The organism is Nocardia sp. NPDC058480, assembly GCF_042720495.1.
In the GTDB taxonomy this organism is placed as follows: domain Bacteria; phylum Actinomycetota; class Actinomycetes; order Mycobacteriales; family Mycobacteriaceae; genus Nocardia.
Genome location: NZ_JBHXMN010000005.1, coordinates 345120 through 370742 on the forward strand (window position 1 = coordinate 345120; position 25623 = coordinate 370742).

General features: G+C 67.6%; 23 protein-coding genes. 8 read left to right on the forward strand and 15 right to left on the reverse strand.

Annotated elements, in window-relative coordinates:
• Nucleotides 1-115 precede the first annotated feature (115 nt).
• Together ACFWO8_RS15850 and ACFWO8_RS15855 are read right to left on the reverse strand one after the other, a co-directional pair.
• Nucleotides 116-1261 (reverse strand): acyl-CoA dehydrogenase family protein, encoded by a 1146-nt coding sequence (locus tag ACFWO8_RS15850; protein WP_378950517.1) that lies wholly within the window; start codon nt 1259-1261, stop codon nt 116-118.
• 37 nt (nt 1262-1298) lie between these two features.
• Entirely contained in the window at nt 1299-2795 is a 1497-nt protein-coding gene (locus ACFWO8_RS15855; protein ID WP_378950520.1) for an aldehyde dehydrogenase family protein, read from the reverse strand.
• Between the two features lie 178 nt (nt 2796-2973).
• Between ACFWO8_RS15855 and ACFWO8_RS15860 the strand changes: the two genes are divergently transcribed.
• The 3 genes from ACFWO8_RS15860 to fadD5 all read left to right on the forward strand — a co-directional run bounded on the left by ACFWO8_RS15860 (nt 2974) and on the right by fadD5 (nt 6414).
• Nucleotides 2974-3960, forward strand: coding sequence for an NAD(P)H-dependent flavin oxidoreductase (locus tag ACFWO8_RS15860; protein ID WP_378950523.1), 987 nt, complete (start codon nt 2974-2976; stop codon nt 3958-3960).
• On the forward strand, nt 3957-4766 hold the full coding sequence (locus ACFWO8_RS15865; protein WP_378950526.1) for an enoyl-CoA hydratase-related protein: 810 nt from the start codon (nt 3957-3959) through the stop codon (nt 4764-4766). Before ACFWO8_RS15860 ends, ACFWO8_RS15865 begins: the two co-directional genes overlap by 4 nt.
• A 79-nt stretch (nt 4767-4845) precedes the next feature.
• The gene (fadD5, locus tag ACFWO8_RS15870; protein ID WP_378950529.1) at nt 4846-6414 is read left to right on the forward strand and encodes a fatty-acid--CoA ligase FadD5; all 1569 of its coding nucleotides are present in this window, start codon (nt 4846-4848) and stop codon (nt 6412-6414) included.
• Here fadD5 and ACFWO8_RS15875 read toward each other — a convergent pair.
• The 11 genes from ACFWO8_RS15875 to ACFWO8_RS15925 all read right to left on the reverse strand — a co-directional run bounded on the left by ACFWO8_RS15875 (nt 6404) and on the right by ACFWO8_RS15925 (nt 17965).
• On the reverse strand, nt 6404-7438 hold the full coding sequence (locus ACFWO8_RS15875; protein ID WP_378950533.1) for an alpha/beta fold hydrolase: 1035 nt from the start codon (nt 7436-7438) through the stop codon (nt 6404-6406). The genes fadD5 and ACFWO8_RS15875 overlap by 11 nt on opposite strands.
• A 78-nt stretch (nt 7439-7516) precedes the next feature.
• Nucleotides 7517-8845 carry a lipase family protein gene (locus tag ACFWO8_RS15880; protein WP_378950536.1) on the reverse strand — a complete coding sequence of 443 codons (1329 nt, stop codon included), beginning with the start codon at nt 8843-8845 and terminating at the stop codon, nt 7517-7519.
• Nucleotides 8842-9855, reverse strand: coding sequence for a diiron oxygenase (locus ACFWO8_RS15885; protein WP_378950539.1), 1014 nt, complete (start codon nt 9853-9855; stop codon nt 8842-8844). The genes ACFWO8_RS15880 and ACFWO8_RS15885 overlap by 4 nt, the downstream gene beginning before the upstream one ends.
• Before the next feature lie 29 nt (nt 9856-9884).
• Nucleotides 9885-10568 (reverse strand): TetR/AcrR family transcriptional regulator, encoded by a 684-nt coding sequence (locus tag ACFWO8_RS15890; RefSeq protein ID WP_378950542.1) that lies wholly within the window; start codon nt 10566-10568, stop codon nt 9885-9887.
• A 269-nt stretch (nt 10569-10837) separates the two neighbouring features.
• Complete coding sequence (locus ACFWO8_RS15895; RefSeq protein ID WP_378950545.1) at nt 10838-11995, reverse strand: CaiB/BaiF CoA transferase family protein; 1158 nt, start codon at nt 11993-11995, stop codon at nt 10838-10840.
• Nucleotides 11992-14220 (reverse strand): acyl-CoA dehydrogenase, encoded by a 2229-nt coding sequence (locus tag ACFWO8_RS15900; RefSeq protein WP_378950548.1) that lies wholly within the window; start codon nt 14218-14220, stop codon nt 11992-11994. Before ACFWO8_RS15900 ends, ACFWO8_RS15895 begins: the two co-directional genes overlap by 4 nt.
• A gap of 2 nt (nt 14221-14222) precedes the next feature.
• Complete coding sequence (locus ACFWO8_RS15905; protein WP_378950551.1) at nt 14223-15101, reverse strand: SDR family oxidoreductase; 879 nt, start codon at nt 15099-15101, stop codon at nt 14223-14225.
• Between the two features lie 12 nt (nt 15102-15113).
• Nucleotides 15114-15986, reverse strand: coding sequence for a MaoC/PaaZ C-terminal domain-containing protein (locus ACFWO8_RS15910; RefSeq protein WP_378950554.1), 873 nt, complete (start codon nt 15984-15986; stop codon nt 15114-15116).
• Nucleotides 15983-16423, reverse strand: a complete 441-nt coding sequence (locus tag ACFWO8_RS15915; RefSeq protein ID WP_378950557.1) for an SRPBCC family protein — start codon at nt 16421-16423, stop codon at nt 15983-15985. The genes ACFWO8_RS15910 and ACFWO8_RS15915 overlap by 4 nt, the downstream gene beginning before the upstream one ends.
• A gap of 34 nt (nt 16424-16457) precedes the next feature.
• Nucleotides 16458-17648, reverse strand: a complete 1191-nt coding sequence (locus ACFWO8_RS15920; protein ID WP_378950560.1) for a lipid-transfer protein — start codon at nt 17646-17648, stop codon at nt 16458-16460.
• 158 nt (nt 17649-17806) lie between these two features.
• Complete coding sequence (locus ACFWO8_RS15925) at nt 17807-17965, reverse strand: hypothetical protein (protein ID WP_156677555.1); 159 nt, start codon at nt 17963-17965, stop codon at nt 17807-17809.
• Between the two features lie 429 nt (nt 17966-18394).
• Here ACFWO8_RS15925 and ACFWO8_RS15930 point away from each other — a divergent pair, with 429 nt between their 5' ends.
• From ACFWO8_RS15930 to ACFWO8_RS15940, 3 genes are read left to right on the forward strand one after another with little or no spacing between them, the layout of a single operon-like run.
• On the forward strand, nt 18395-19642 hold the full coding sequence (locus ACFWO8_RS15930) for a sensor histidine kinase (protein ID WP_378950564.1): 1248 nt from the start codon (nt 18395-18397) through the stop codon (nt 19640-19642).
• On the forward strand, nt 19642-20070 hold the full coding sequence (locus tag ACFWO8_RS15935) for a roadblock/LC7 domain-containing protein (RefSeq protein ID WP_378950567.1): 429 nt from the start codon (nt 19642-19644) through the stop codon (nt 20068-20070). Before ACFWO8_RS15930 ends, ACFWO8_RS15935 begins: the two co-directional genes overlap by 1 nt.
• A gap of 2 nt (nt 20071-20072) precedes the next feature.
• Nucleotides 20073-21296, forward strand: a complete 1224-nt coding sequence (locus ACFWO8_RS15940; protein WP_378950944.1) for a cytochrome P450 — start codon at nt 20073-20075, stop codon at nt 21294-21296.
• A gap of 45 nt (nt 21297-21341) precedes the next feature.
• On the opposite strand, the gene ACFWO8_RS15945 is transcribed toward ACFWO8_RS15940, so the two are convergent.
• The gene (locus tag ACFWO8_RS15945) at nt 21342-22544 is read right to left on the reverse strand and encodes a cytochrome P450 (RefSeq protein WP_378950947.1); all 1203 of its coding nucleotides are present in this window, start codon (nt 22542-22544) and stop codon (nt 21342-21344) included.
• A gap of 338 nt (nt 22545-22882) precedes the next feature.
• Here ACFWO8_RS15945 and ACFWO8_RS15950 point away from each other — a divergent pair, with 338 nt between their 5' ends.
• Both ACFWO8_RS15950 and ACFWO8_RS15955 read left to right on the forward strand, forming a co-directional pair.
• Nucleotides 22883-23680 (forward strand): SAM-dependent methyltransferase, encoded by a 798-nt coding sequence (locus tag ACFWO8_RS15950; protein ID WP_378950571.1) that lies wholly within the window; start codon nt 22883-22885, stop codon nt 23678-23680.
• 199 nt (nt 23681-23879) lie between these two features.
• Nucleotides 23880-24947 (forward strand): alpha/beta hydrolase, encoded by a 1068-nt coding sequence (locus ACFWO8_RS15955; protein WP_378950574.1) that lies wholly within the window; start codon nt 23880-23882, stop codon nt 24945-24947.
• Between the two features lie 28 nt (nt 24948-24975).
• Here the strand turns inward: ACFWO8_RS15955 and ACFWO8_RS15960 are convergent, their stop codons facing one another.
• Nucleotides 24976-25602, reverse strand: coding sequence for a TetR/AcrR family transcriptional regulator (locus tag ACFWO8_RS15960; RefSeq protein WP_378950577.1), 627 nt, complete (start codon nt 25600-25602; stop codon nt 24976-24978).
• Nucleotides 25603-25623: the final 21 nt, after the last annotated feature.

The window sequence follows — 25623 nt, forward strand, 5'->3', positions numbered from 1 at the left end:
TCGCCGTGTTCTTCTCACTATGGGAAACCTCTCGTAGTACGGATCACCCCACGACCGTGCGTGAGGCATGAAGAGAGGTTCGGTCTGCCCCTTCCCGCGGTTTGGTCAGCCGCTGTCAGAGTCCGAGGGTCCGGCCGATGATGTCGCGCTGGATCTCGCTGGTGCCACCGAAGATGGTGGAGACCAGGGCCCCACGGACGTGCTTTTCCATGTCGAATTCGCGGGCGTAGCCGTAGCCGCCCATCATCTGCATGCCTTCCAGCGCCACCCGCTTGCTGGTTTCGGTGGCCTTGAGCTTGGCCATCGACGCCTCCCTGGCCAGCATCTTGTTCGGGTTGGCATCGGCCTCGCGCGCCACGCTGTAGATCAGCAGCTTGGTGCATTCGATCTCGGTGGCGAGGTCGGCCAGGCGGTGCCGCAGAGACTGGAAGGTGCCGACCGGGCGACCGAATTGCTTACGCTGAGTGACGAATTGAATGGTGTCCTCGAAAGCGCGTTCAGCGGCACCCAAGCTCATCGCGGCGAGGATGAGTCGCTCGAAGTTGAGGCCGGTCATCAATTGCCGCCAGCCGTTTCCTTCCTCGCCCACCACCGCGTCTTCGGGGAGCAGACAGTCGGTGAAGTAGAGGTCGTTGGTCTCCTTCTGGTTGCCCATCAGCTCGATCGGCGTGATCTGCAGACCGGGGGTGCCCGCGGGTACGTGGAACATGGTGAGCCCCTCGTGTTTTCCGCCGTCTTTCGAGGTGCGGGCAACGAGCAGGATGTTCTCGGAGATATGGGCGTTGGAACACCAGGTCTTCTGGCCGTTGATCAGCCAGCCGTCGGCGGTCTTCACCGCTTTGGTCGACAGGTTGCCCACATCCGAGCCCGCCTCGGGCTCCGACATCGAAATCGACTGGGACGCACCGCGAACGATGCCGCGCAGCACATTGTCCTTCTGCGCTTCGGTGCCGAATTTGGCGTAGGCGCCGCCGGTGATGAGGGTCGGCCCGATCGCCCCGATCGGCAGCATGCCGCGCAGTGATTCTTCCAGGAGAATGCACATGTCGACCATCGTGGCCGCCGAACCGCCGTATTCCTCCGGCACCGTCAGACCGAGCCAGCCGAGCTCGGCCATTTTCGCGTAGACATCCGGATTGTGCTGTTCGGTGTCGTTGGCGGTGAGCGCGTCGCGCTGTTCGCGGGTGCCCGCTTCGCGCTTGGCGAACGCGGCGACGGCCGCGGCGAAATCCTTGTGTTCGGAGCTGAATTCGACGCCCATATTGTTGTTTCCTCGTCCTTGTCGTCAGTGGGTGGAGTTACTTGGCGCGCCCGAATCGGCGGGCGGTGAGCTTGCGGATCAGCGACATGGTCGATTCGGTGCGAGCGAACGACTGCAAGGCCATGCCGGGAATCGCGAAGCGCTGGCGTGCGATGGAATGCGGGCGGGTGAACCCGAGCAGGCCAGCGGCGCCGTGGATGCGGCCGATGCCGGACTCCCCCACCCCGCCGAACGGCAGCGCGGGAATCGCCGCGTAGGAGGCGGGGCTGTTCACCGAGGTGGCGCCCGCCCGCAGCGCGCGGGCGATCTCCATGCCGCGTTTGCGGGAGAACACCGAGGAGGCCAGTCCGTAGCGCGAGGCGTTGGTGAGCCGGATCGCTTCCTCGACATCGCGGACACCGCGCACGGTCAGCGTCGGCCCGAAGGTCTCCTCGCGCACCGCGGTCGAATCCTCGGGGACGTCGAGCAGCACGATCGGGCTCACGAACGGTGCCTTGATCGAGTCGGATCCACCGAAGACGGCGGTCGCACCCTGAGCGAGCGCGTCGTCGACATGTTCGGCGACCACGTCGACCTGGCTCGGCAGCGTCATCGGGCCGTAGGACCGCCCCGGCGTGAGTTCGCGAACCCGCGCGGTGACCTCGGCCAGGAACGTGTCGAGCACGGAGTCGACCACATAGCAGCGTTCCGTGCCGACACAGGTCTGGCCGGAGTTCGCCATCGCCGACCACACGATCGCGTCGGCGGCGGCCGCGAGATCGGCATCCTCGGCGACGATCGCCGCGTCCTTGCCACCGCATTCCAGCACCACGGGCGTGAGCCGTTCGGCCGCGGCCGCCATGATCCGTTTGCCGGTGGCGGTCGACCCGGTGAACGCGATCATGTCGACACCGGACTCCACCAGCGCGCGGCCGGTGTCGCCGGGACCGGTGACGACACTCAGAATCCCGAGCGGCAGCGTGGGGTTGGCCTTCGCGAACGCGTCGACGAACCAGTGCCCGATCCCGGTGGTGAGCTCGCTGGGCTTGAACACCACGGTGTTGCCCGCGGCCAGTGCGTAGGCGATGGACCCGTTGGGCGTGTACACCGGGTAGTTCCAGGGGCCGATCACCCCCACCACCCCGTGCGGACGCTGTTCGATCACCGCCTCGACGTTGGCCATCATCAGCCCCGGCCACACCGTCTTGGGTTTCAAGACCTTGTGCGCGTTCTCGGCTGCCCAGTTCAGGTGTTCGACGGCGGTGATCACCTCGAGGTAGGCGTCTTCGGCGGGCTTGCCGTTCTCGGCGCTGATCAGGGCGCAGAACTCGTCGACATTGTTGACGATCTGCGCGGCCCACCGTCGTAATGCCCGTTTCCGCTCGGCGAACCCGAGTTCACGCCATGGCTGCGCGGCCGAGCGGGCCCGCTCGACGGCGGCGGCGACCGCCGCGGCGTCGTCGATCTGCCAGCTGCCGACCGGCTCGCCGGAAACGGCGTCGACAGTCGTCAGCATTGTCGCAGAAAGGGGTGTGGTAGTGGGCGTTTCGGTCATCTTCGACCATCCTTCGAGTAGCACGACGCGGACTTGCGCACACTGTTGACAGTCCACCTCAGCGGCCGTTAAGTTAATCCCAATTCTCGCTAAGTTAATCATGATTCTCGTCGGTTGCAAAGAGCCACTGTGGTTGCGTCGCAGCGGACGAGAACGTCGAAACCGGACGGAGGGCGCGATGTTGCGCACCCGATTCACCGAGGCCTTCGGTGTCGAGCACCCGATCGTGCAGGGCGGAATGATGTGGGTAGGCCGGGCCGAACTCGCGGCCGCGGTCTCGGAGGCGGGCGGCCTCGGCATCATCACCGGTCTCACCCAGCCCACACCGCAGGCCTTGCGGGAGGAGATCGCCCGTACCAGGGATCTCACCGACAAGCCGTTCGGCGTGAACCTGACGATCCTGCCGTCGATCACGCCGCCGCCGTACGCGGAGTACCGCCAGGCGATCATCGACGCCGGCGTGCCGATCGTGGAGATCGCGGGCGGCAACCCGGCCACCCACCTGCCCTATCTCAAGGACGCGGGGATCAAGGTGCTGCACAAGTGCACCAGCGTCAAACACGCGCTCAAGGCCCAGCAGGTCGGCGTCGACGCGGTGAGTATCGATGGCTTCGAATGCGCCGGTCATCCCGGCGAGAACGACACGCCGGGGCTGGTGCTCATCCCCGCCGCGGCGCGCGAGCTCGAGATCCCGATGCTCGCCTCCGGTGGCATCGCGGACGCGCGCGGCCTGGTCGCGGCGATGGCACTGGGTGCCGACGGGGTGAACATGGGCACTCGGTTCCTGTGCACGGTCGAATCCCCGATCGCGCACGCCGTGAAGGAGCAGATCGTCACCAATACCGAGCTCGACACCAAGCTGATCTTCCGGACGCTGAACAATACGGCCCGGGTCGCCGACAATGCCGTCAGTCGCCAAGTGGTCGAGATCGAGCGCGGCGGTGGCACTTTCGAGGATGTGCGCGAGCTGGTGGCGGGCGCAAGAGGCCGCAAGGTCTACGAGGAAGGCGACCTGGATGCGGGCATCTGGAGCGTCGGTCAGTGCCAGGGCTTGATCCACGACATCCCCACCTGCGCCGAGCTGGTCACGACGATCGTGCGCGAAGCCGAGGCATTGATCGCGGGCAGGCTGGCGGGCTCGATCGTCGAGGCGGTGGCCCGATGAGCGAGAACCTGCTGATCCACGAAGAGCACGGGATCCTGCGACTCACGATCGACCGCCAGGCGCGGATGAACGCGATCGACCTCGACACGATGAGCGAACTCGGCGAGACGATCACCGCGGCCCAGACCCGCCCCGAGGTCAGGGTGATCGTGCTGACCGGCGCGGGCAAGGCGTTCTGCACCGGCGCCGACCTCGCCGCGGCCGCCGCGGCGGGCGGCAACGAGGCAGCACCGGAGACGGTGATGGATCGTGCCAATGACCTGGTGCGCGCGATCGTCGATTCCCCACTGCCGGTGATCGCACAGGTCAATGGACCGGCCGCCGGAGTCGGCGCCTCGATCGCACTGGCCGCCGACCTCATCTATGCCGTCGACACCGCGTATCTGCTGCTGCCGTTCACCTCCATCGGTCTGATGCCCGACGGCGGCGCGACAGCGGTCGTCGCCGCCGCGATGGGCCGGGTACGGGCCGCCGAACTGGCGCTGCTCGGTGCGCGGTTGCCGGCCGCCGAGGCCGCCGCGGCGGGGCTGATCACCCGCAGCCTGCCCGCCGAAGAGCTCAGCGCCCAGGTCGATGCCGCGGCCGCCCAGCTCGCGGCGGGCCCACGGCGCGCGCTGCAACTGACCAAGGCGGCGATCAACGCGGCGACCCTCGCCCACCTCGATGACGCGCTGGCCAGGGAGAAGACCGGCCAGGTCGAACTGCTCACCGCTGCCGATTTCCTCGAAGGAATGACCGCGATGTTGACCCGCCGCGCACCGAACTTCGACGGCGCAGTCCGTCCGATCGCCCACCCGGCCAAATAAGCGCAGCCGCACAGCGTTCCTCAGCCGCGCATGGCCGGAACGTATGCGGAAGTATGCCTAGCCCCGCCCAGGAGACATGATGTCCACAGAACCGATGCGCTCGCGACGCAATCACTGGATGAACCAGATCGCGCTCCACGCCACCACCAGCCCCGATGGGCCCGCCCTTCGCTATCTCGGCAAGACCACCAGCTGGGGCGAGTTGCACTGGCGAGTCGAACGTCTCGCCGACGCGCTCGCCCGGCGCGGGGTCGGCGAGGGCGACCGCGTGATGATCTTGATGCTCAACAACACCGAGTACATCGAGTCCGTTTTCGCGATCAACACCCTCGGCGCGATCGCGGTCCCGGTCAACTTCCGGCTGACCCCACCCGAGATCGCCTACCAGGTCGGCGACAGCGGCGCGACGGTGGTCATCACCGATGTCGTGCTCGCGCCGCTGGTCGGTGCCGTGTCGTCGCTGACCGACGCGCTGGCCACGCGCATCGTGGTCGGCCTCCCGACCGGCGACGGGTTGCTCGGCTACGAGGACCTGGTCGCCGAGGAAGGCACGCCGCACGAGCCTCGCGATATCGCCGAGGACAGTGCCGCCTTGATCATGTACACCTCCGGCACCACCGGAAACCCCAAGGGCGCGGTACTGACCCACCTCAACATGAACTCCCAGGCCCTCACCTGTATCCGGGCCATGCACTACCGCACCGACGACATCGCCTTCTGCGCGTCGCCCCTGTTCCATATCGCCGGATTGGGTAGTGTCGCAGCCTGTTTCGTGCTCGGGGCACTGACGGTGATCCACCCGCTCAAGGCTTTCGACGTCACCGAGGTGCTCGATGCCTGGGAACGCGAACGCGCCACCTCGGTGTTCCTCGTTCCCGCCCAGTGGCAGCTCGTCTGCGCCGATCCCACCGTGGCACAGCGTGATCTGCGACTGCGGGTGATCAGCTGGGGTGCCGCGCCGGCCTCGGACACGGTGCTGCGCGCGATGGCCGAGACGTTCCCGAACGCCCACAATGTGGCCGTCTTCGGGCAGACGGAGATGTCACCGATCACCTGCGTGCTCGACGGCGAGGACGCGATCCGCAAGCTCGGCTCCGTCGGCAAACCGATCCCCACTATCGCCACCCGCATCGTCGACGACGCGATGAACGACGTCGCCGCGGGCGAGATCGGCGAAATCGTCTATCGCGGACCGACGCTGATGCGCGAGTACTGGAACAACCCGGGCGCGACCGCCGACGCGTTCGCCGGCGGCTGGTTCCACTCCGGCGATCTGGTGCGCCGTGACGAGGAGGGCTTCGTCTATGTGGTGGACCGCAAGAAGGACATGATCATCTCCGGCGGCGAGAACATCTACTGCGCCGAGGTCGAGAATGTGCTGTTCGCCCATCCCCGGATCCGCGAAGCGGCGGTGATCGGCCGGGCCGACGACCGGTGGGGCGAGGTGCCCGTCGCGGTCGTCGCCGTCGAGGACGGCGGCGAGCTCGGCCTGGCCGAGCTGGCACCGCACCTGGACGCGCACCTCGCCCGCTATAAGCACCCCAAAGCGCTCGTCGTCGTCGAAGCCCTGCCGCGCAACGCGGGCGGCAAGGTGATCAAGCACGAGTTGCGCGCGCAGCACGGGTCGGCGGCCGTGGTCAGCGGCTGAGGAACTCCTCGATCGCGGGCCAGGTCGTGTCGGCGGCGGACACCATGCCCAGGTGGCCGCCGCTGACCTCCACGAACTCGACCTCGGCGGCATTCGGCAGCACTTCGAGGCCGCGGCGCACCGAGTCGGCGGGCACCACCACGTCGCTGCGGCTGCCGGCCAGCAACACCCGGCAGGTGACCTTCGACAGTTCGATCACCAGGTCCGACCGCAATCGGATCGACCCGCTCGCGAGTTCGTTGCGCAGGACCAGGCTGCGGTAGATCTGCCAGTACGAGCGGCCGGGGTAGCCGGGCATGGTGGCCATGAACCGGTCGGTCGCCTCCATCTTGGCCAGTGCCTCGGTGTCGAAGGCGTTGCGGGCCAGGAACATCGGTTTGGCGAGCTCGCGGTCGAAGGCCTGGATCCGGAAGCCCAGCCGCACGAATTCCTGCGGGATACCGCCCATGACCTTGGTCGCCAAGGCCATCTCCCGGCCACCGGTGACCTTGGCGACCAGACGCAGCGGGATCAGGAACGCGGTGCGGGCCTGATCGATCGGTGCGGCCAGGCAGGTGATGGAGGCGATCGGCAGGTCGGCGTGGGAGGCCGCGGTCAGCAGAGCGAGCACACCGCCCAGCGACCAGCCGACGATGTCGACGCCACGGCCGTCGTGTTCTTCGGAAACCCGTGCGATCGCCTCGGGCAGGATGTCGTCGGTCCAGTCCTCGAGGCCGAGATCGCGATCGGCGTAACCGAATTCGCCGTAGTCGATGACGTAGGGCTGCCTGCCCTGGTCGAGCAGGAAGCGCACCAGGCTCTGCCCTGGACGCAGGTCGAAGCACGCCGTGGTCACCGCGAGCGGCGGCACGAGCAGCACCGGATTGCCCTTCGCCGGTGTGGTGCGGTCGTAACGCTTCAGGTGCCGGTGCGCGCCGTTGTACACCGTCGTCGACGGCGCGGGGCGGTAGGACTCGAGTCCACCGCCGAACGACACCGACCACACATTGCGCACCGCGCGCGGCAACTCGGCAACGATCCCCATCGGTAAACCCCTTACCTCACCAGTTACTGCCGACCGGCAGACCCAATATCGGTATCTTACCAGTGAGTAAGTTCCAGTTCAGGCTGCGTGACGAGTCTTACTCGCCGTACCATCCCTGCCCCGCCCGGTCGCCGAAGCGGTGATAGGACGCCCGAAGAGGACCCGGAGCGCGGCGCGCACGAGGGCGCCGGACCCGCGACTGCCCGCGGGCAGCGCGAGCACGCTGCGCACGGTGCGGGTTTCCGATGGCGTCACCGGCACGCCGACGAATCGGTCGGCGAGCCAGTTCAGGCTCAGCGGTGTCGACAGCGGCAGCAGGGTGATGTGTTCGCTCGCCCGGTCACGCAGGTAGGTCACGTGCGCGCCGAGCGCGCGATAGCGCTCGACGAGCGCGTCGATATCGTCCACCGCGATGATCTGGTCGTGCACGGCCTGCACGACCAGCAGCGGCACGGCGGGCGCCCGGTCACCGAGCGTGAGATCGGCGAAGACGGCCAGCATCGCCTCCATGGCGAGGAGCTCGGCGATCGGGGTACCGCTGTGCTGGTCGACGTTGTAGCGGGCCAGCCGCAGGACCGCGGCGGCGGTCGTCGACTGGGCGGCCTTGTCGAGCACCGCGCGACCGTCGTCGCTGAAATGGGTGGCGACGAGCTCTTCGAACGCCGGATACACCCGGCGCAGCGCGGCGACGACGAGCGTCGGCAGCCCGGCGTGCAGGCCGCCGTTGAGTCGATGGAAGGTCGACACCAGATCGCCCACCGGGGAGCCGAGCACGGCGCCGACGATGTCGAGTTCGGGCGCGTAGGTCGGCGCCATCTCCGCGGCCCATGACGTGGCCAGACCGCCGCCCGAATATCCCCACAGGCCGACCTGCGTCGACGGGTCGAGCCCGCCGGGTTCGAAGGCCAGTGCCGCGCGGATGCCGTCGAGTGCGCGGTAGCCCGGTTCACGCGGTGCGCCCCACGCGCCGAGCATGCCTTCGTGATCCGGGATCGAGATCGCCCAACCCCTGGTCAGCGCGTCGACGAAACAGAGAAGCTCGACATGCGCGAAGGTGCCGATGGCACGGGAGCCACGTTGCAACGCGTAGGACGGAAACGCCCGCGGCGAGATCGCGTCGATCGCGCACTGGAACGACAGCAGTGGCGCACCGGGCGCGACACCGCCCATCGGCGCCACCACCGTGGTGACCGATGCCTCGGGCATACCGTTGAGATCGGTCGTGCGATACAGCAGCTGCCAGGCCTGCACCTTCAGCCCGATCAGACCGAACGCGGCGAGTTCGACCGGTCGCGAGCGCAGGATCGTGCCCTCGGCGAGGCTCTCGAACCCGGGTCGCGGTGCGAAGAACGGATCCTTGTCCGGGAGCACGGCCCGCGTGGGCGCGGGCCAGCTTTCGGCCCTCATGCGGCCCTGCGCGCGGGCTCGCTGCGGTAGCGCGAAACCGGTCCGTCGATGCCGAGCAGACGCCACACACGCTTGGCGACAGGATTCATCAGGCCGATATCGGTCGCGAGCGCGCGGACATCGGTGAACACGTCGCGCTTGACGTGCCGCGAGTAGGGGTTGCGCCAGTAGGCGTCTCGAATCACCGCGCCCGGAATTCCGAACTTCTCGGCGAACTGCTTCGGCGGCGTCGCGATCATCGCCAGCATCACCCGCATGATGATCGGAAAGGCCACGGACAGGACGGTTTTCGACACGAAGTTCATCGAGGGCACGTTGATCCGAAGATATTCGTGCGCGAACGAGATGTGCCTGGCCTCCTCGGCCACATGGATCTCCATCACCCGGTGCACCATCGGATGCGGGTCGGCGTCGCTGCGCAGCAACGCCTTCTGCAGGTGATCGATCGGCTCCTCACCGCCGAGCACCAGGGCGAAGAAGAACCCGGGGAAGAACTTCACGGCGGGCCAGATGATCAACGTGAGCTTGCGATCGACCGAGCCCATGCCGATCACATCGCGATAGCCGATGCGATTGATCATCTCCTGGAACATCATCGTGTGGTTGCACTCTTCGGCAGCCTCGTGCGTGATGTAGCGAAATTCCGGGTCACCGTTGGGCACCGACGGCAGATACTGCATGAGCCCGCGGATGAGCAGCTGCTCGAAGTCGATGCCCACCTTCGCGATACCGGCCTGGCGCCACAAGCCCATCGCGATCCGCTTCTCGACCGGCTGCGCTTTGTACCAGGGGTGACGGCCGAGCGGGTCTACATCGGGCAGGATCCAGCGCGGGTCGTCGGAGTGCACGGCGAACTCGGGCGAGTCCCAGTCGATATCGACGTAGGGATCGAAGTGCTTGGTCACCGAGCCCTCGGACAGGCTCTGCAGGGCGTCGTGGTAGCTGGACAGCGTCATCGGTGTCTCCTCGGTGCGGTTCCACCTCCAGTTTAGTGGTACTGGAGGTACCACACAAGGGATGACGCTACCGCGTGTTACAGCTAATCCGCCGCCGTCAGTTCGGCGATCGACGTCCGCGGATCGAGCGTGACACCGACTTCGCGCAGACTGGCGTCGATGATCGCCCAGATGGCAACTTGCAGGTAGGACGACAGTTCGGCGGCGTCCATCGGCTGCATCGACCGGCTCAGCCATCGGTTCACGCTGCCGTCGACGAAGCTCACCAAGCCGAAGGCCATCGGTTCGGCGACTGTCACCGGCGCGGACTGTGCCCGCAGGGCGCTCACGAACACCTCGCGGACGGTACCCGCGATGGCGATCTTGGTCCCGGACACGATCGGCGAGTTGTGATCCTTGCTGCCGCCTGATCCGGCGCCGAGGAAGTAGTGCAGGCGCGGATTGATTGCGATCCAGCCCACATAGGCGTCGACGGAGCGTGCTATCGCCTCCATGACGGTGCCCTCGGGGTTCAGGGTGGGGGCGAGCACGGCCATCAGGTCGTCGACGATGCGGGTGCGCAGCTGTTCGTCGAGGTCTTGGCGGTCCTTGAAGAGGCGGTAGAGGACCGAGCGTGGGACGCCGGCCAGGTCGGCTATCTCCTGGACTCCGACCGAGGCGCCTTGGGACTGGACCGCTTCGAGGGCGGCGGCGAGGATGAGTTCGCGGCGGTCGGCGCGGTGGCGGTCCCAGCGGCTGGCTCTGCCGTCGGTGTGCTGTGCGGTCACAATCTCTCCCTTCACCGGGCCCTGGGGCGGTGTACCTTGCTGTGTTTGTTGGAGCGCTGACGCGCTCGAGTCGGGGCCCTTCGGGCCCCCGATCTTCCCTCCCTCCGGGCACTCCTTCGTCGCACCCTCCGGTCAGTCCAGATCGGGGCGGGCCCCTCCGGGTAGAGACACATCAGGATCACCCGTCCGGAGTGGTGGATCCGTGTACTACGAACTGTAGTCCAGGGATTCCATCGCTCCGGACCCGCAGGGGCACGGTGATCGGCAGGTCAGGCGATCGCCCCGGCTCGGCGGAGACGGTCGGTCTCGTCGTCTCCGTAGCCGAGGTCGCGCAGCACCGCGCTGGTGTCGGCACCGGTTGTGCTGCCGGGCCGTGGGGTCGGTGCTGGGGTGCGCCCGAATCGCGGGGCGGGTGCGGGCTGCCTGATGCCGCCGACCTCCACGAAGGCGTCGCGGGCCTTGTTGTGCGGGTGCTCGTGTGCCTGCCATGGCGAAAGCACCGGTGACACACAGGCATCCGAGTCCGCGAACACCGCCGCCCACTCGTCGCGCGGCTTGGTGGCGAACACCGCGGCCAGCGCGTTGCGTAGTTCCTCGGCGCTGTCGAGGTCGTACTGCGCGGGCAACTCGGCCGATGCCAAGCCGAGCCGGTCGAGCAGTTCGGTATAGAAATGCGGCTCGACCGCGCCGACCGCGACATATCCGCCATCGGCGCAGCGGTAGGTGTCGTAATAGGCGCCGCCGCCGTCGAGCAGGTTCTCGCCCCGTTCGCCTTCCCACAGGCCCGCGGCGTGCATGCCGTGCAGGAAGGACGTCAGCAGGGCCGCACCGTCGACCATCGCGGCATCGACCACCTGGCCCAGGCCCGATCGCGTCCGTTCCGCGAGCGCGGCGAGCACACCGACGACGAGAAGCATTCCGCCGCCGCCGAAGTCGCCGAGCAGGTTCACCGGCGGGGTCGGCTGCTGTCCGGCTCGGCCGAGCAGATCCAGCGCACCGGCGACACCGATGTAGTTGATGTCGTGACCGGCGGCGTTCGCCAGCGGGCCGTCCTGGCCCCAGCCGGTCATCCGGCCGTAGATCAGTCCGGGATTGCGGTGCGCGCAGGCGTCGGGACCGATGCCCATGCGCTCGGCCACGCCCGGCCGGAACCCTTCGACGAGAATGTCGGCGGTTTCGGCCAGGCGCAGGACGACTTCCCGGCCCTCAGGAGATTTCAGGTCGACCGCGATGGACTTGCGGCCGCGATCGAGCACCCCCGACGGGGCGAGCAGCCCCGCCGAGTCACCGACGCGGTCCACGCGGATCACCTCGGCGCCGAGATCGGCCAGCACCATGCACGCGAAAGGCCCCGGTGCGAGACTGGCGATTTCGATCACCCGCAGACCGGCCAGTGGCCCGCCTGCCCGAGGGCCGGGAGCGCTCACCCGTTCACCGCCGCGTCCCGTGGCAGGCCGAGCATCCGCTCACCGATGACATTGAGCTGGACCTCGGTGGTGCCACCGTAGATGGTGGTGGCACGGCCCGCGATCAGCTGTTCCATCGCGTGGTTGCTGCGCTCGCCGGGCACCGACACCACACCGGCGACGCCGAGTTCAGCCACGACGTACTCCGAAATCGCCTGTCCCAGGCCCATTCCCAGCAGCTTGGCGACGCTGGACGTGGTTGATACGTCGATCCCGGACAGCTGCTTGAGTACCACCCGCGAGCCGATGACATCCACCGCTCGACTCTCGGCCATGAGTTCGCCGAGCCGGTAGCGTGCCACCGGCGAGAGGTCACGGCCGGTCGCGAAACGCAGCAGGTCGGTGTCGGTGGCGTAGGCCTCCATCTTCTGGCTCAGCGCCACCCGCTCGCCCGCGAGGGTCGTGCGGGCCACGTGCCAGCCGTCGTCGACCGCGCCGACCACATTCTCGTCCGGAATGAACACGTCATCGAGGAACACCTCGTTGAACAGCGCCGATCCGGTCATCTCCCGCAGCGGGCGCACCGTGATGCCGGGCGAGGACATGTCGAGCACGAAGTAGGTGATGCCTTCGTGTTTGGGCTTGTCGGGGCTGGTGCGCGCGATCAGCATCGCCCAGTCGGAGAACTGCGCGACCGTGGTCCAGATCTTCTGTCCACTGATCCGCCAGCCACCGTCGACCTTGGTGGCCTTGGTGGTCAGGCTCGCCAGGTCCGAGCCCGCGCCCGGTTCGCTGAACAGCTGGCACCACACCAGTTCGCCGCGCAGCGTCGGCACGACCAGTTCCTGCTTCTGCCGTTCGTCGCCGTGCGGGACGAGCGCGCCGACTGCCCAGGTACCCATCAGCAGCTGCGGCATCTGGATGCCGGAAGCCTTGATCTCCTGCGCGATCACGACCTGCTCGAGCGGCGAGGCCGAACGGCCGTAGGGGCGGGGCAGGTGCGGGAGGTTCCAGCCACCGTCGCCGAGGGCGACGAGCTGGTCGTCCTCGTCGTCGATCGCCGCGATCTCGGCGAGTTCGGCCCGGACCGCGGCGCGGATCTGTTCGGCCTCGGCAGGCAGTTGCAGTTCACTGGACAGGGTCAGTCCCGACAGCGCGTAGCCGGCCACCGCTTCGGCACGTTCGTCGCGCGCGCCGAGCTGCCCACGCAGCGCGAGGGCCCGACGGTAGTACAGGTGCGCGTCGTGCTCCCAGGTGAATCCGATGCCGCCGTGCACCTGGATGCACTCCTGGGCGACCTGCACCGCGGCGTCCGGGATGATCAGCGCGGCGACAGCGGCCGCGTAATCGGCGGTGTCGTCGTCGCGATCGAGCGCGAACGCGGCGTCCCACAGCACGGCCCGCGCCTTCTCCAGGGCGATGCCCATCTGGGCACACTTGTGTTTGACGCCCTGGAACTGGCCGATCGGCCGACCGAATTGCACCCGGGTCTTGGCATATTCCGACGCGGTGGACACACACCACGACATCACGCCGACCGCCTCGGCGCCGAGCACCACCGCGGCCACCGAACGCACGCGGGCCGAATTCACGTCGAGCAGCCGATCGATCGAGACCTCGACCGAATCCGCCTGCAGCCGAGCCGAACCGCGCAGCACGTCGATGCTGTCCTGCGCGCTGATCGTCAGATCGATGTTCTCGAAGGCCACCCACCGCTGTTCGCCGGCCACCGCGACCGGCGCGATGACGACATCGGCGGTGAGGGCGCCCACTACCCCGTCGGCGGTGCCGCTGACGGTCAGCACCCCGCCTGACAGCGCGCCGGTCAGGTTCGAGGCCAACGCCACCGCACCGGTGCGCGACCCGTCCGCCAAACCGGCCAGCAGCGCCTTCGACTTGTCTTGGGAACCAGCGCTATTCGTCGCCTGAGCGAGCACCGCACTGGCGAGAACGGTCGACACGAAGGGGCCGGTATGCACACCTCGCCCGAGCGGTTCGAGTGCGACGGCAAGGGTCAGCAGACCCGCGCCCTGACCACCGAGATCCTCGGCGATGTGCAGACTCAGCAGATCCTGGGCGACGAGCGCGTCCCAATACGGCAGCAGTTTGCCCGCATCGGTGGACTCGACCGCGGACCGGACGACCTCTGCCGTGATGGTCCGTTCGACGAAACCGGCGACCGAGTCGGCGAGGGCCAGGTGGTCCTCGCTGACGCCGACCCCGAGCTCATAACTGTTGCGCGCCATGACTAGTTGGTCTCTTTCAGCTGGGCGGCCACCTCGTCGATGGTCCACGGGCCGTCGGTCTCGACAGTGCGCACGTCGTGCCAACCGGCCAGTTCGACGATCGCACCGCCCTGGACGGCGAACACCTTGCCGGTGAGCGCGCAATCGGCCGCGGCGAGGTGGGCGACCAGCGGGGAGATATTGGCCGGGGCGAACGCGTCGAACTCACCCTCGGGCACCTCGGCCGCGAACAGCGCGCCCATGCCGGGGGTGGCCAGGGTCAGGCGGGTGCGCGCGATCGGGGCGATCGCGTTGACGCGCACGCCGTACCGTTCGAGCTCGTCGGCGGCGACCAGCGTCAGCGCGGCGATGCCCGCCTTGGCCGCACCGTAGTTGCCCTGCCCGGCATTGGGCATGAACGTGCCGGAGGCCGAGGCGGTGTTGATCACCGAGGCCGACACCGGGGTACCGGCCTTGGACTGCGCCTTCCAGTACGCCGCGGCGTGATGCAGGGTGGCGGCGTGACCCTTGAGGTGCACCGCGATGACCGAATCCCACTGCGACTCGTCCATGCCCGCGATGAACGCGTCGCGCAGGATGCCCGCGTTGTTCACCACGATGTCGAGGGTGCCGTACTCGCCGATCGCCTGATCGACCAGCGCTTTCGCGCCGTCCCAGGTGGCGATGTTGTCGGTGTTGGCAACCGCGGTACCGCCTGCGGCGACGATCTCGTCGACCACCTGCTGGGCCGGGCCCGCGTCGGTGCCGGTGCCGTCGTTGGCGCCGCCGAGATCATTGACCACGACCTTGGCGCCTTCGCGGGCGAACAGCAGCGCGTGTTCGCGGCCGATGCCGCGACCGGCACCGGTGATGACCGCGACGCGACCGTCAAGTTTTCCCATGAGTCTTGTCTCCTAGTTGATTTCGACGCGGCCGTCGGTGATCGCGATCTGGCCCGCGGCTTCGGTCTCGAAGGCGTAGGCCCGCACGGCGGGATCATCGGATTCGGTGGGCCAGAAGGTGGTGGTGATGTCCTGGCCGGGCAGCACCGGCTTGGCGAAACGCACGGCGAGCCTGCGCAGGCGCGCGGTGTCGCCGTCGGCGAGTTCGGTCAGCGCGGCCCACGAGGTGAACGCCATGGTGCACAGACCGTGGTTGATGATGCCGGGAAGCCCGGCCATGCGGGCGATCTCGTCGTCGAGGTGGATCGGCATCGGGTCACCCGAGGCCGGTGAGTAACGGAAGGTCTGGTCCTCGTCGATGTGGGCGGTGACCTTCGCGACCGGGTCGCCGGCGCGGTCCTCGTCGGTGATCCGGTGCGTGGGCGCGAGCTCCCCTGCACCGGGGCCGGCGTCGACCTTGCGGAAGAACGCGGTCATCCACTGCTCATTGACGAGTTCGCCTGCCGCATCACGGGTTTCGGCGTAGATCACCACGGTCGAACCGTTCGGGCGGCCCACATAGCCGATCGGCTTGGCCCGCACCACCAGTTCGTCGCCGGCCCGGATCGGCCGGTGGAACAGGAAGTCCTGCTCACCGTGGACCAGCTTCATCAGCAGCTCCACCGGGGCGACCGACAGCGCGGCGGGCGCCATCGAGGTGAACACCGGCACCACCGCGAACACCGGCGGCGCGATCTCGCCCGACCGGTGCGCGGGGATCGGATCATTGGTCGCCGCGGCGTATTCCGCGATCCGCTCCGCCGTGACCGAGAACCGCTCTTCGTCGGTCCACTCCCCCAGGGCGGAGCCGTCGAAGACGACCCCGGCCGATTCCGAGGTGGTCATGCGGCCGAACCGACCAGCTCGGTGAACTTGTCCATCGACTCCTTCAGATCGGCTTCGGCGTGCTTGGCCACGGCCTTGCCGATCGGGCCGACGATCATCGCACCCTTGAAGCTCGCGTCGAACGCGGCCGAGGAGCCGGTCTCGGTGGCCTCCACCTTCAGCGCGAATTCGATGGTGACACCGGCCATTCCGGCACCGGTGATGCGCAGGAACGAGTTCGGGACGACCTCGGCGACGGTCCACTCGATCTTGTTGGCCATGTTCATCACCGACACGACCTCGGTGAAACGCGAGCCCGCGGTGAGCTCGGCGGGCAGATCGCCGCGCCAGCCCTGGTGGATGGTCAGCCATTCCTCCCAGTTGGCGAGATCGCTCAGGCGGGCCCAGGCCAGCTCGGGGGCGACGGGCAGGGCGGTGGAAACGGAGACAGATGCCATGGGGTTACTCCTGGTGTGATTCGGTAGGGGAAGGTCAGCGGTTGGCGGGGCGGTAGGCGGTCACGACGACCGCGCCGCCGAGACCGATGTTGTGTTGCAGGGCGATTCGCGCGTCAGTGACCTGGCGAGCGTCGGCGTCGCCGCGCAGCTGCCAGGTGAGTTCGCTGCACTGGGCCAGACCGGTGGCCCCGAGGGGGTGTCCCTTGGAGATCAGGCCGCCCGACGGGTTGACGACCCACTGGCCGCCGAAGGTGGTGGCGTTGTCGTCGACGAGTCGACCGCCCTCGCCCGGCGCGCACAGGCCAAGCGCCTCATAGGTCAGCAGTTCGTTGGTGGAGAAGCAGTCGTGCAGTTCGATGACGTCGATGTCGTCGGGGCCGATCCCGGCCTGCTCGTAGACCTTCAGCGCGGCGGCGCGCGACATGGAGGAGCCGACCAGGTTGATCGCGGTCGGATCGGTGAAGGTGGACTGCAGGTCGGTGACCATCGACTGCCCGACGATCTCCACGGCCCGATCGGCCAGGTTGTGCCGGTCGACGAAGTCCTCACTCGCGAGGATCACCGCGCCCGAACCGTCCGAGGTCGGCGAGCACTGCAGCTTGGTGAGCGGGCCGTAGATCTGCTTGGCCTCGAGGACTTCTTCGAGGCTGTATTCCTTCTGGAACTGCGCGTACGGGTTGTTCACCGAGTGCTTGTGGTTCTTCACGCCGATCTTGGCGAACTGCTCGGCGGTGGTGCCGTAGAGCTCCATGTGCTCCTTGCCCGCGGCGCCGAACATGTACGGCGCGGGCGGCATGGCGAACTCCTGCAGTTCGGCCAGCGCCAGCAGGTGCTTCATCATCGGCTGCTCGCGGTCGTCGTAGGTCGAACCGAGCGAGCCCTTCTGCATCTTCTCGAAGCCCAATGCGAGCGTGCACTCGGCGAGCCCACCGCGAATCGCCTGTGCCGCGAGGTAGAGGGCGGTCGATCCGGTGGAACAGTTGTTGTTGACGTTGACCACCGGAATACCGGTGAGCCCCAGCTCGTAGACCGCGCGCTGGCCCGAGGTGGACTCGCCGTACACATAGCCGACGTAGGCCTGCTCGACCTGGTCGTAGTCGATTCCGGCATCGGCGAGCGCCTTGGTCCCCGCCTCGCGGGCCATGTCCGGATAGTCCCACTCCAGCGAACCCGGCTTCTCGAACTTCGTCATGCCGACGCCGACGACGAACACCTTCTGTGTCATGAACGCACTCCCGTGTGCCGTGTGTCCCGGATACCTGAGACACGGTGTCCATGTAACTTATGTTGGACACGGCGTCCAGGTCAATACCCCGGGGAATACAGCTCGAACACGACAAGGGCCGCACCACGGTGCGGCCCTTGTGGGTCGTGTTATCCAGGTCAGCTCTGTTGGCCGAACCGGCGGGGCTTCTTCGCGCCCATGATGTCGGTCCACCACGACTGCAGCGGGCTCGGTTCGGGCCAGTGGACGGTCGGGTCTTCTTCCTCGGGATCGGCGGGTGTCATGTCGGGCGGGTCGTCGTCGAGATCGCTGGTCATGCAGGTTCTTCCTCGGATCGATCGACGGCGCCGCAGCGGTGAGACGAGAGAAGGAACGAGAGCCGGTAACTCGAGGCCGAGTGCGGCGACGACGCGTTGGTCACCGCTGGTCACGGCTGACCTGTATCTGTCCAACCGTACACGGCGGGGGTAAACCGTCGGTATCAATTCACCGCCCTACACCACAATGCGAGTCACGTTCTGCAGCAACCCGTTTCGTGCACTCGTCGATTTGCACTGCTAACGTGTCCGCATCGCCGAAACGCCGGGCAGCGAGCCCGGACTCGAACCGAACTCACGCGCGCGGTGCCGAATTATGGTGCGGCGCGGATGTTGTGAGGGCGGGCGTCGGCGTGAAGTCTCGTCGGAGAGACCGGCGAGGACCCGGCCACCACGGCTCTTCGGTCGGTACAAACGACAAAGGAACCGATGACTCCGACGCTCGCGGTCTTCTTGTTCTCCATCGCGACACTGGTCCTGCTCGGCGCGGTCGCTGTCGCGCTGCAGGCCCTGCGCAACGAACGTCAGATCCGCGGCCGGCTGGCGGCGGCCGAGCGGGACCTCCATGCCAAAGACGCGGCGATGGAGCAGATGTCTCTCGCCCACGCCGACGAGCTGCGTGCGCGAGAACACGAGGCAGCACAGGCCGACCGGGCCGCCGGAGACCACACCACCGCGCTTGTCGAGGCAGCGCAGGAGGCCACCCGCGCCCAGGTCTCCGCCGACGCCCGGTCCGCCACCAGCAACGCGGTGCGCGCGTTCGGCACCACCGTGGTGAGCCTCGGTGCCGACGTCGGCCAGGTCGTGAGCAACGCGCTGCGGGAGAACCGCAACGACGAGGTCTACGCGACGCTCACCCGGATCGACCACACGGTCCAGCAGATGATCCGTCAGGCGCAGGCTTACGTCATCGTCTCGGGCGGGCTGCCCGGCAGGCGCTGGCCGCAGCAGACCGTCGGCGACGTGGTGGGCGGCGCCACCGGCCGCGTGCGTGATTATCTGCGCGTACGCACGGGCAACTGCGAACTGGTGGTGATGAGCCGGGCGGTCGAACCGCTCGTGCACACGGTCGCGACCCTGCTCGACAACGCGCTGCGCTACTCGCCGCCGTCGTCGTTCGTCGACATCTCCTACCAGCAGGGCCACCACGGCGTCACCGTGATCATCGACGACGCGGGCGTGCGGATGAGCCGGGAGCAGATGGAGGAGGCGCGCCAGGTGCTCTCGGGCGAGCGTGTCGTCGACATCAACGCGCTCGGCCCGTCACCGCGGGTCGGGTTCCCCGGTGTCGCCGCGCTCGCGCGCCGCTACGGCTTCGCCGCCTATGTCGACGGACCCAATATCTACGGCGGCACCAGGGCGATGGTGTTCGTTCCCGCTGCCCTGCTCGTGACCGCCGCCGAAGTGCACCGACCCAAGCACGCCGAGGCACCGGAACCGGCAGCACCACAACCCGTTTCCGAGATCACCAGGCCTGCGCCCGAGCCGGACCCGGTCGAGCACGACCGGACCACCGGCGGGCTCCCCAAGCGCACACGCCGCGCCGTCGCCCCGGCCGACGAGCGCGTCGGCACCGCGGAGACGCTCGCCCGCCCCGAGCTCGCCGCGGCCTGGCACAGCGGATCCAGACACGGTCGCGCCGCGGCCGCGCGTTCGACGAAAGGGCACGACAGCTGATGAGTACTCCGATCGCCAACAGCACCAACCGCCTCGCGTGGCTGCTGGACGACCTGGCTCTCGACGGCGTCCGCTTCGCGGTGTTGTTATCCGAGGACGGCCTACGCGTGGCGCACTCCGGCGACATCGCCACCGATGACGCGGAGCGTTTCGCGGCCGCCGCGTGCGGGCTGCGCTCGCTGGGTAAGGTACTCGGCGAATTCTGCGGTGGACTCTCGAACACAGTGCGCCAGAACATGACCGAATACGACGAGGGCATGGTCCTGATCACGGCCGCGGGCGCGGGCACCCTGCTCGGCGTCGCCACGACCGGCGATGTGGACCTCGCGCTCATCGCCCATCGCATGAACGAGCTGGCCGCCAGGGTCGGCCACGAACTCGGCGCGTCGCCGAGGCACCGATCGTCGACTCAGGAGTACACGCTGTGACACTGGATGTTTCGCCGGACTCGCGTAGCGGCCAGGACCGGGTACCGCTGTACTCGCCGGAATTCGCCGCCGACCCGCAGAGCACTTACCGCGCCATGCGGCACCGCTTCGGTTCGCTGGTGCCGGTCGACCTGGTGCCCGGGGTTCCGGCCACCCTCGTGATCGGCTATCGCACCGCGGTACAGATTCTCAACGATCCCGATCATTTCCCCGCCGACCCGAAGATGTGGCAGCGCGACATCCCCGCCGACTGCCCGGTGCTGCCGATGATGCGCTACCGCCCCAACGCGATTCGCACCGCAGGCGCGGAGCATACGCGCCACCGGCAGGTCACCGTCGCTGGCCTGGCGGGTGTCGACCTGTACCAGCTGCACCGCACCGTCGAGCAGATCGCGATGCCGGTGATCAACTCCTTCTGCGCCGACGGCAGCGCGGATCTGTTGAGCCAGTACGCCTTTCCCGTCATCTTCGCCACCATCAACGCGATGCTCGGGGTGCCCGCCGATATCGGCGGGCACATCGCGACCGGCATGGGGCAGATGTTCGAGGGCGGCGACACCGCGGCCAGTGGCACGCAGATGATGGAGGACGCGCTCTACGACCTGGTGCGGCTCAAGCAGAGCGAACCCGGCGACGATGTGACGACCCGGTTGGTGCAGCATCCGCAGCGGCTCACCGACGAAGAGCTGATGAACCAGGTGCTCACGATGTACGGCGCGGGGATCGAGCCGATGCTCAACCTGATTCTCAATACGGTGCGGCTGATGCTCACCGATCAGCGTTTCGCGGGCAGCCTGCTCGGCGGCAGCCTGTCCACGCGCGACGCCCTCGACGAGGTGCTCTACACCGACCCACCGATGGCCAACTTCTGCACCACCTATCCTCGTCAGCCGATCCTGGTCGACGACGTCTGGCTGCCCGCGCATCAGCCGGTCGTCATCAGCATGGCCGCGTGCAACAACGATCCCGCGATCGGGACCGGCGATTTCCTCGACAACCGCGCGCACCTGGCGTGGAGCACCGGCCCGCACGGCTGCCCGGCGAAGTCCCCGGCCTACCTGATCGCTCAGGAGGCCATCGACCAGCTCCTCGACGCGTTGCCGGAACTGGAGCTGGCGGTCCCCGCGGACGAATTGGTCTGGCGGCCAGGGCCTTTCCACCGGGCGCTGGCCGGGCTGCCGGTGGTGTTCCCCAGTATGGCTCCGCTGGTGGTGCCCGGTATCTGAGTCCTTGCTCGGCCGCCCGACTCGGTCGGCCGAGCAAGTTCGGTGCTATGCGCCGTGTACGTAAGCCGGCAGGTGGCGGTGACCGTTGGAGATGAAGCTGGGCACCGTGCCGAGTTCGGTCACGGGAGCGGCCAGCCTCAGGTCGGCGAACCGTTCGAACAGCGCAGGCAGCGACACCAGCGCCTCGAGGCGGGCCAGCGGCGCACCGAGGCAATGGTGTGCCCCGTAGCCGAAAGCCATGTGCGACTGCTTCTCCCGCGTGGGATCGAACTCATCGGCGGTCTCGCCGTGCAGCTTCGGGTCACGACCGGCACCGGCGTAGCTCGCCAGAATCGGCTCGCCCTTGGCAATCTGCACGCCGTCGATGTCGATGTCGTCCACCGCGAAACGCAACGGCAGGTGCGCGACCGGCGATTCGAATCGCAGCGTCTCCTCGATCAGATCGGGCCAGGTGATCGTGCCCGCGCGCACGCCCGCGAGCACATCGGGCCGGGTGAGCAGCGCGGTGATGGCCTGGTCGAGCAGATTCACGGTGGTCTCGTGACCTGCCGAGATCACCAGAAGCAGCGTGCCGACGAGCTCTTCCTCGGTGAGCTGGCCCTCGTCCTCATCGCGCTGGACGATCAGCAGGCTCGTGATGTCGTCGCCGGGCTGTTCGCGCCGCAGGGCCACCAGTTCACCGAGGATCCGGTACATCTCCATGTAGTTTGCCTGCGACTGCTCCGGGGTGAGCGTGGTGTCGAAGATGCCGTCGACGCACGTGCGCAGGCCGGGGTTCAGCGATTCCGGTACCCCCATCAGCTCCGAGATCACCTGGATCGGCAACGGATACGCGAACTGCTCACGCAGGTCGACCACCTGGCCTGCCGGGGTCTGCGCCAGTGCGTCGAGCAGTTCGGTGGTGATGCGCTCGACCCGTTCGCGCATGGCCTCGGTGCGCCGCGCGGTGAAGGCGGGCGCCACCAGCTTGCGCAGCCTGCGGTGATCGGGGCCGTAGGCGGTGAACATATTCGGCGCCGCGACCCACAGGTACAGAGGCCAATCCGCGGGAATCTCACCGGCGACGAACGCGGGCCAGTGCTGGCCGGCATCCTTGGAGACCCGGGGATCGACGAGCAGTTTCTCCAGCAGCGCGGCATCGGTGATCGACCATGCGGCCACCCCGCCCGGCAACTCGACCCTGGTGGCGGGACCGTGCGCCCTGATCTCGACGATCTCACCCTGAATGTCTTGCCCAGTCGGGTCCATTACGACCCGATTCGTCACCGTCTCCACTGTGAAACCTCTCGATCACCCGGTGCCCCGTGGACCCCGGTTCTCCGCGATCGCAACGAAACATCTTGCTGGACTAGACCTTACGGTCCGTTAGCGATGCTACCGGCCGAACGTGTTCGTCGCAGTGAACACTTGGAATGTCGACAGCACCGCGAAGTCCGCTTTTCCACCGCTGTCAGCCGGGATATCCATCGCGTCCAGCTGTCGCCGCGGCGGGAATCTTGTACTGTCGCAAACAGATCAGATGCTATGTCGCTGGTGGTTCTCCCTGCGCGGGCGCACCACTGTCAAGTTACAGAGGAGCAAGGCTGATGGCCGACGTGCAGACCCCGATGATCAGGACCGATATCCCCCATTCGGCACGGATCTGGAACTACTGGATGGGCGGTAAGGACCACTACGAGATCGACAAAATCGCGGGCGACGCCGGGCTGGCGGTCGACCCCGACATCTCCACCATGGCCGTGCAGTCGCGGCAGTTCCTGATCAGGGCCGTGCGCTTCCTGGCGAAGGAACGCGGCATCCGCCAGTTCCTCGACATCGGCACCGGGCTGCCGACGATGCAGAACACCCACGAGGTCGCCCAGGGTGTCACCCCGGACGCCCGCGTGGTGTACGTGGACAACGACCCGCTGGTCCTCACCCACGCGCGCGCACTGCTGACCAGCACCACCGACGAAGGCGTCACCACCTATATCGACGCCGACTTCCACAACCCCGAACAGATCGTGGCCGACGCACGCAACGTGCTGAACTTCAACGAGCCGATCGCCGTGATGTTCATGGGCGTTCTCGGACATGCCAAGACCTACGACGACCTGCTGCGCATTGTGCGCACCGTCGTCGGCGAGGTGCCATCGGGCAGCCACCTGATCATGTGGGACGGCACCGACGACAGCCAGGCCTACGTCACCCTGTGCGAGAACTACACCGGCACGGGCGGTACACCGTACGTCCCGCGTCCGCAGGCCCAGATCCGCGGCGTCTTCGACGGTCTGGAGCTCGTCGAGCCGGGTGTCGTCTCGATTACCCAGTGGCGCCCCGAAGCCACCCAGGTCGGCGAGGTCCGCCCGATCTCGGCCTATGGCGCGGTCGCCCGCAAACCTTGACCCACGCGGTAGCGGTCGCCGCTGCCGTCGACATGACCGATACGCCCCGTTCGATATGTGCTCGAACGGGGCGTCGACGTTGCACCGGCCTGAGCAGTGGTTTACCTGCGGATTCGGACGACTCCGCGAGACCAGATAAGGTGATACGGGGAGTTACAGATAGTTTTCTCCTGCCGTCGCGACGTATCCGGAGAATTACATGGGCCCCCTGGCTGCTGCACTGCGTAACGCGGTCGCACTCTTCAGTGACGGTGTCGAGCCGTACGCGCCGACACCGTCGGACATCGTCTACGACGAACCACACCGCAAGCTGCTGCGCTACCGACGCGCCACCCCGGCCACGGGCGATCCCGTACTGCTCGTGCCACCGCTGGCAGTGACGATTTCCTGCTACGACATGCGCCCGAGCCAGAGCCTGGTGCGATTCCTGCTCGACCTGGGGCGCGAGGTCTACGTACTCGACTACGGCGAGATCACTTACGCGGACCGCGATCTCGGCTTCGAGGAGTGGGTCGACGACATCGTGCCGACGGCGATCGGCGCGGTCAGCGCGGACAACGAACACCGCACCGTCGACCTGATCGGCTGGTCGTTCGGTGGCACCATCAGCGTGCTCACCGCCGCGGGGCACGCCGATCTACCGATCGGGTCGGTCACCGCGGTGGGTACCCCGTTCGATCAGCGCCGCAACGGTCAGATCTCGATGGCCCGCAGGTTCGGACAGCTCACCGGCGGCCGCGAGGTCACCCTGCCGGTGCGCATCGCCGGTGGCGTGCCGAAGTACGGGGTGCGGGCCGGTTTTCGCATCCAGTCGATCGATCGCGAACTCACCAAGCCCTGGTACATCGCCCGCAATATCGCCGACACCGAAGCACTGGCTCGCATGCAATCGGTGGATCGGTTCATGGACACCATGCCCGGCTACCCGGGCCGGTTCTATCGCCAGGCCTACCGGCAACTGATCATCCGCAACGAAATGTTCAAGGGCACAGTGCATTTGGGTCCGAATCGGGCGATCGATCTGACCGCGCTCACCGCGCCGACGCAGCTGATCGGCGGCACCAAGGACGCCTTGGCCTCGTCGGCGTCCGTCGCGGCGGGCGTCGGTGTGCTCACCGGCGCGTCGGAGGTTCGCTTCGCCGAGGTCCCGGGAAGCCACCTCGGCATCATCGCGGGGCCCGCCGCCCGCGACACCACATGGGCGACGATCGCGGACTTCCTCGACAGCGTGGCATTGTCGACCCGAACACCCTCGCGCACCCGCTGACCGGGACGCATCGCCTACAGCGCGGGCATCACGCGCCGCGCATGGCGCGATAGACGGCCGAGCCGACGAAGGCCCCGAGATCATCGGGATTCCACTGGTCCCGGTGGGCGAACAGGGTACGGACCGCACTTTCGGCGGCCGACACCCACAACTCCACCAGTGCGGGCAATTTGCGCTCGGCGTCGTCGATGCCCCACGCCTGCAAGGTCGGACGCAGCAACGCCGTGCAGCGCTCGACGGCAAGGCGCCGACCACGACCGAAGGAGCCGACGACCGCCGGGTCGGGGTTGCCGTAGATCAGGCGCCAGGCGTCGGGACGATCGGCTGCCTTATGGAGCAGCGTGCGGAAACCCTCGACGAAGACCGTCTCGTCGGCGTTGGTCGCACGCGGCGGCAGCACGTCGAGCACACCGGAGATCAGGAAGCTCTCCTCGCGCTGGATCAGCGCGTCGATCAACTCGACCCGATCCGGGAAGCAGGCGTACACCACCGGGCGGGTGACCTTCATGTAGTCCGCGACCGCGCCCATCGTGACCGCGGCGACCCCGTCGTCGGCGGCGATGGCCAGTGCCGCGTCGAGCACCTGCGGTCTGCGCCGCTCGGGGCCGAGGTGCGCGGCCCGCCCTCGCCGCTGCACTGCCATCTCGCTACCCATGAGCCCACAATAGCAACCCAT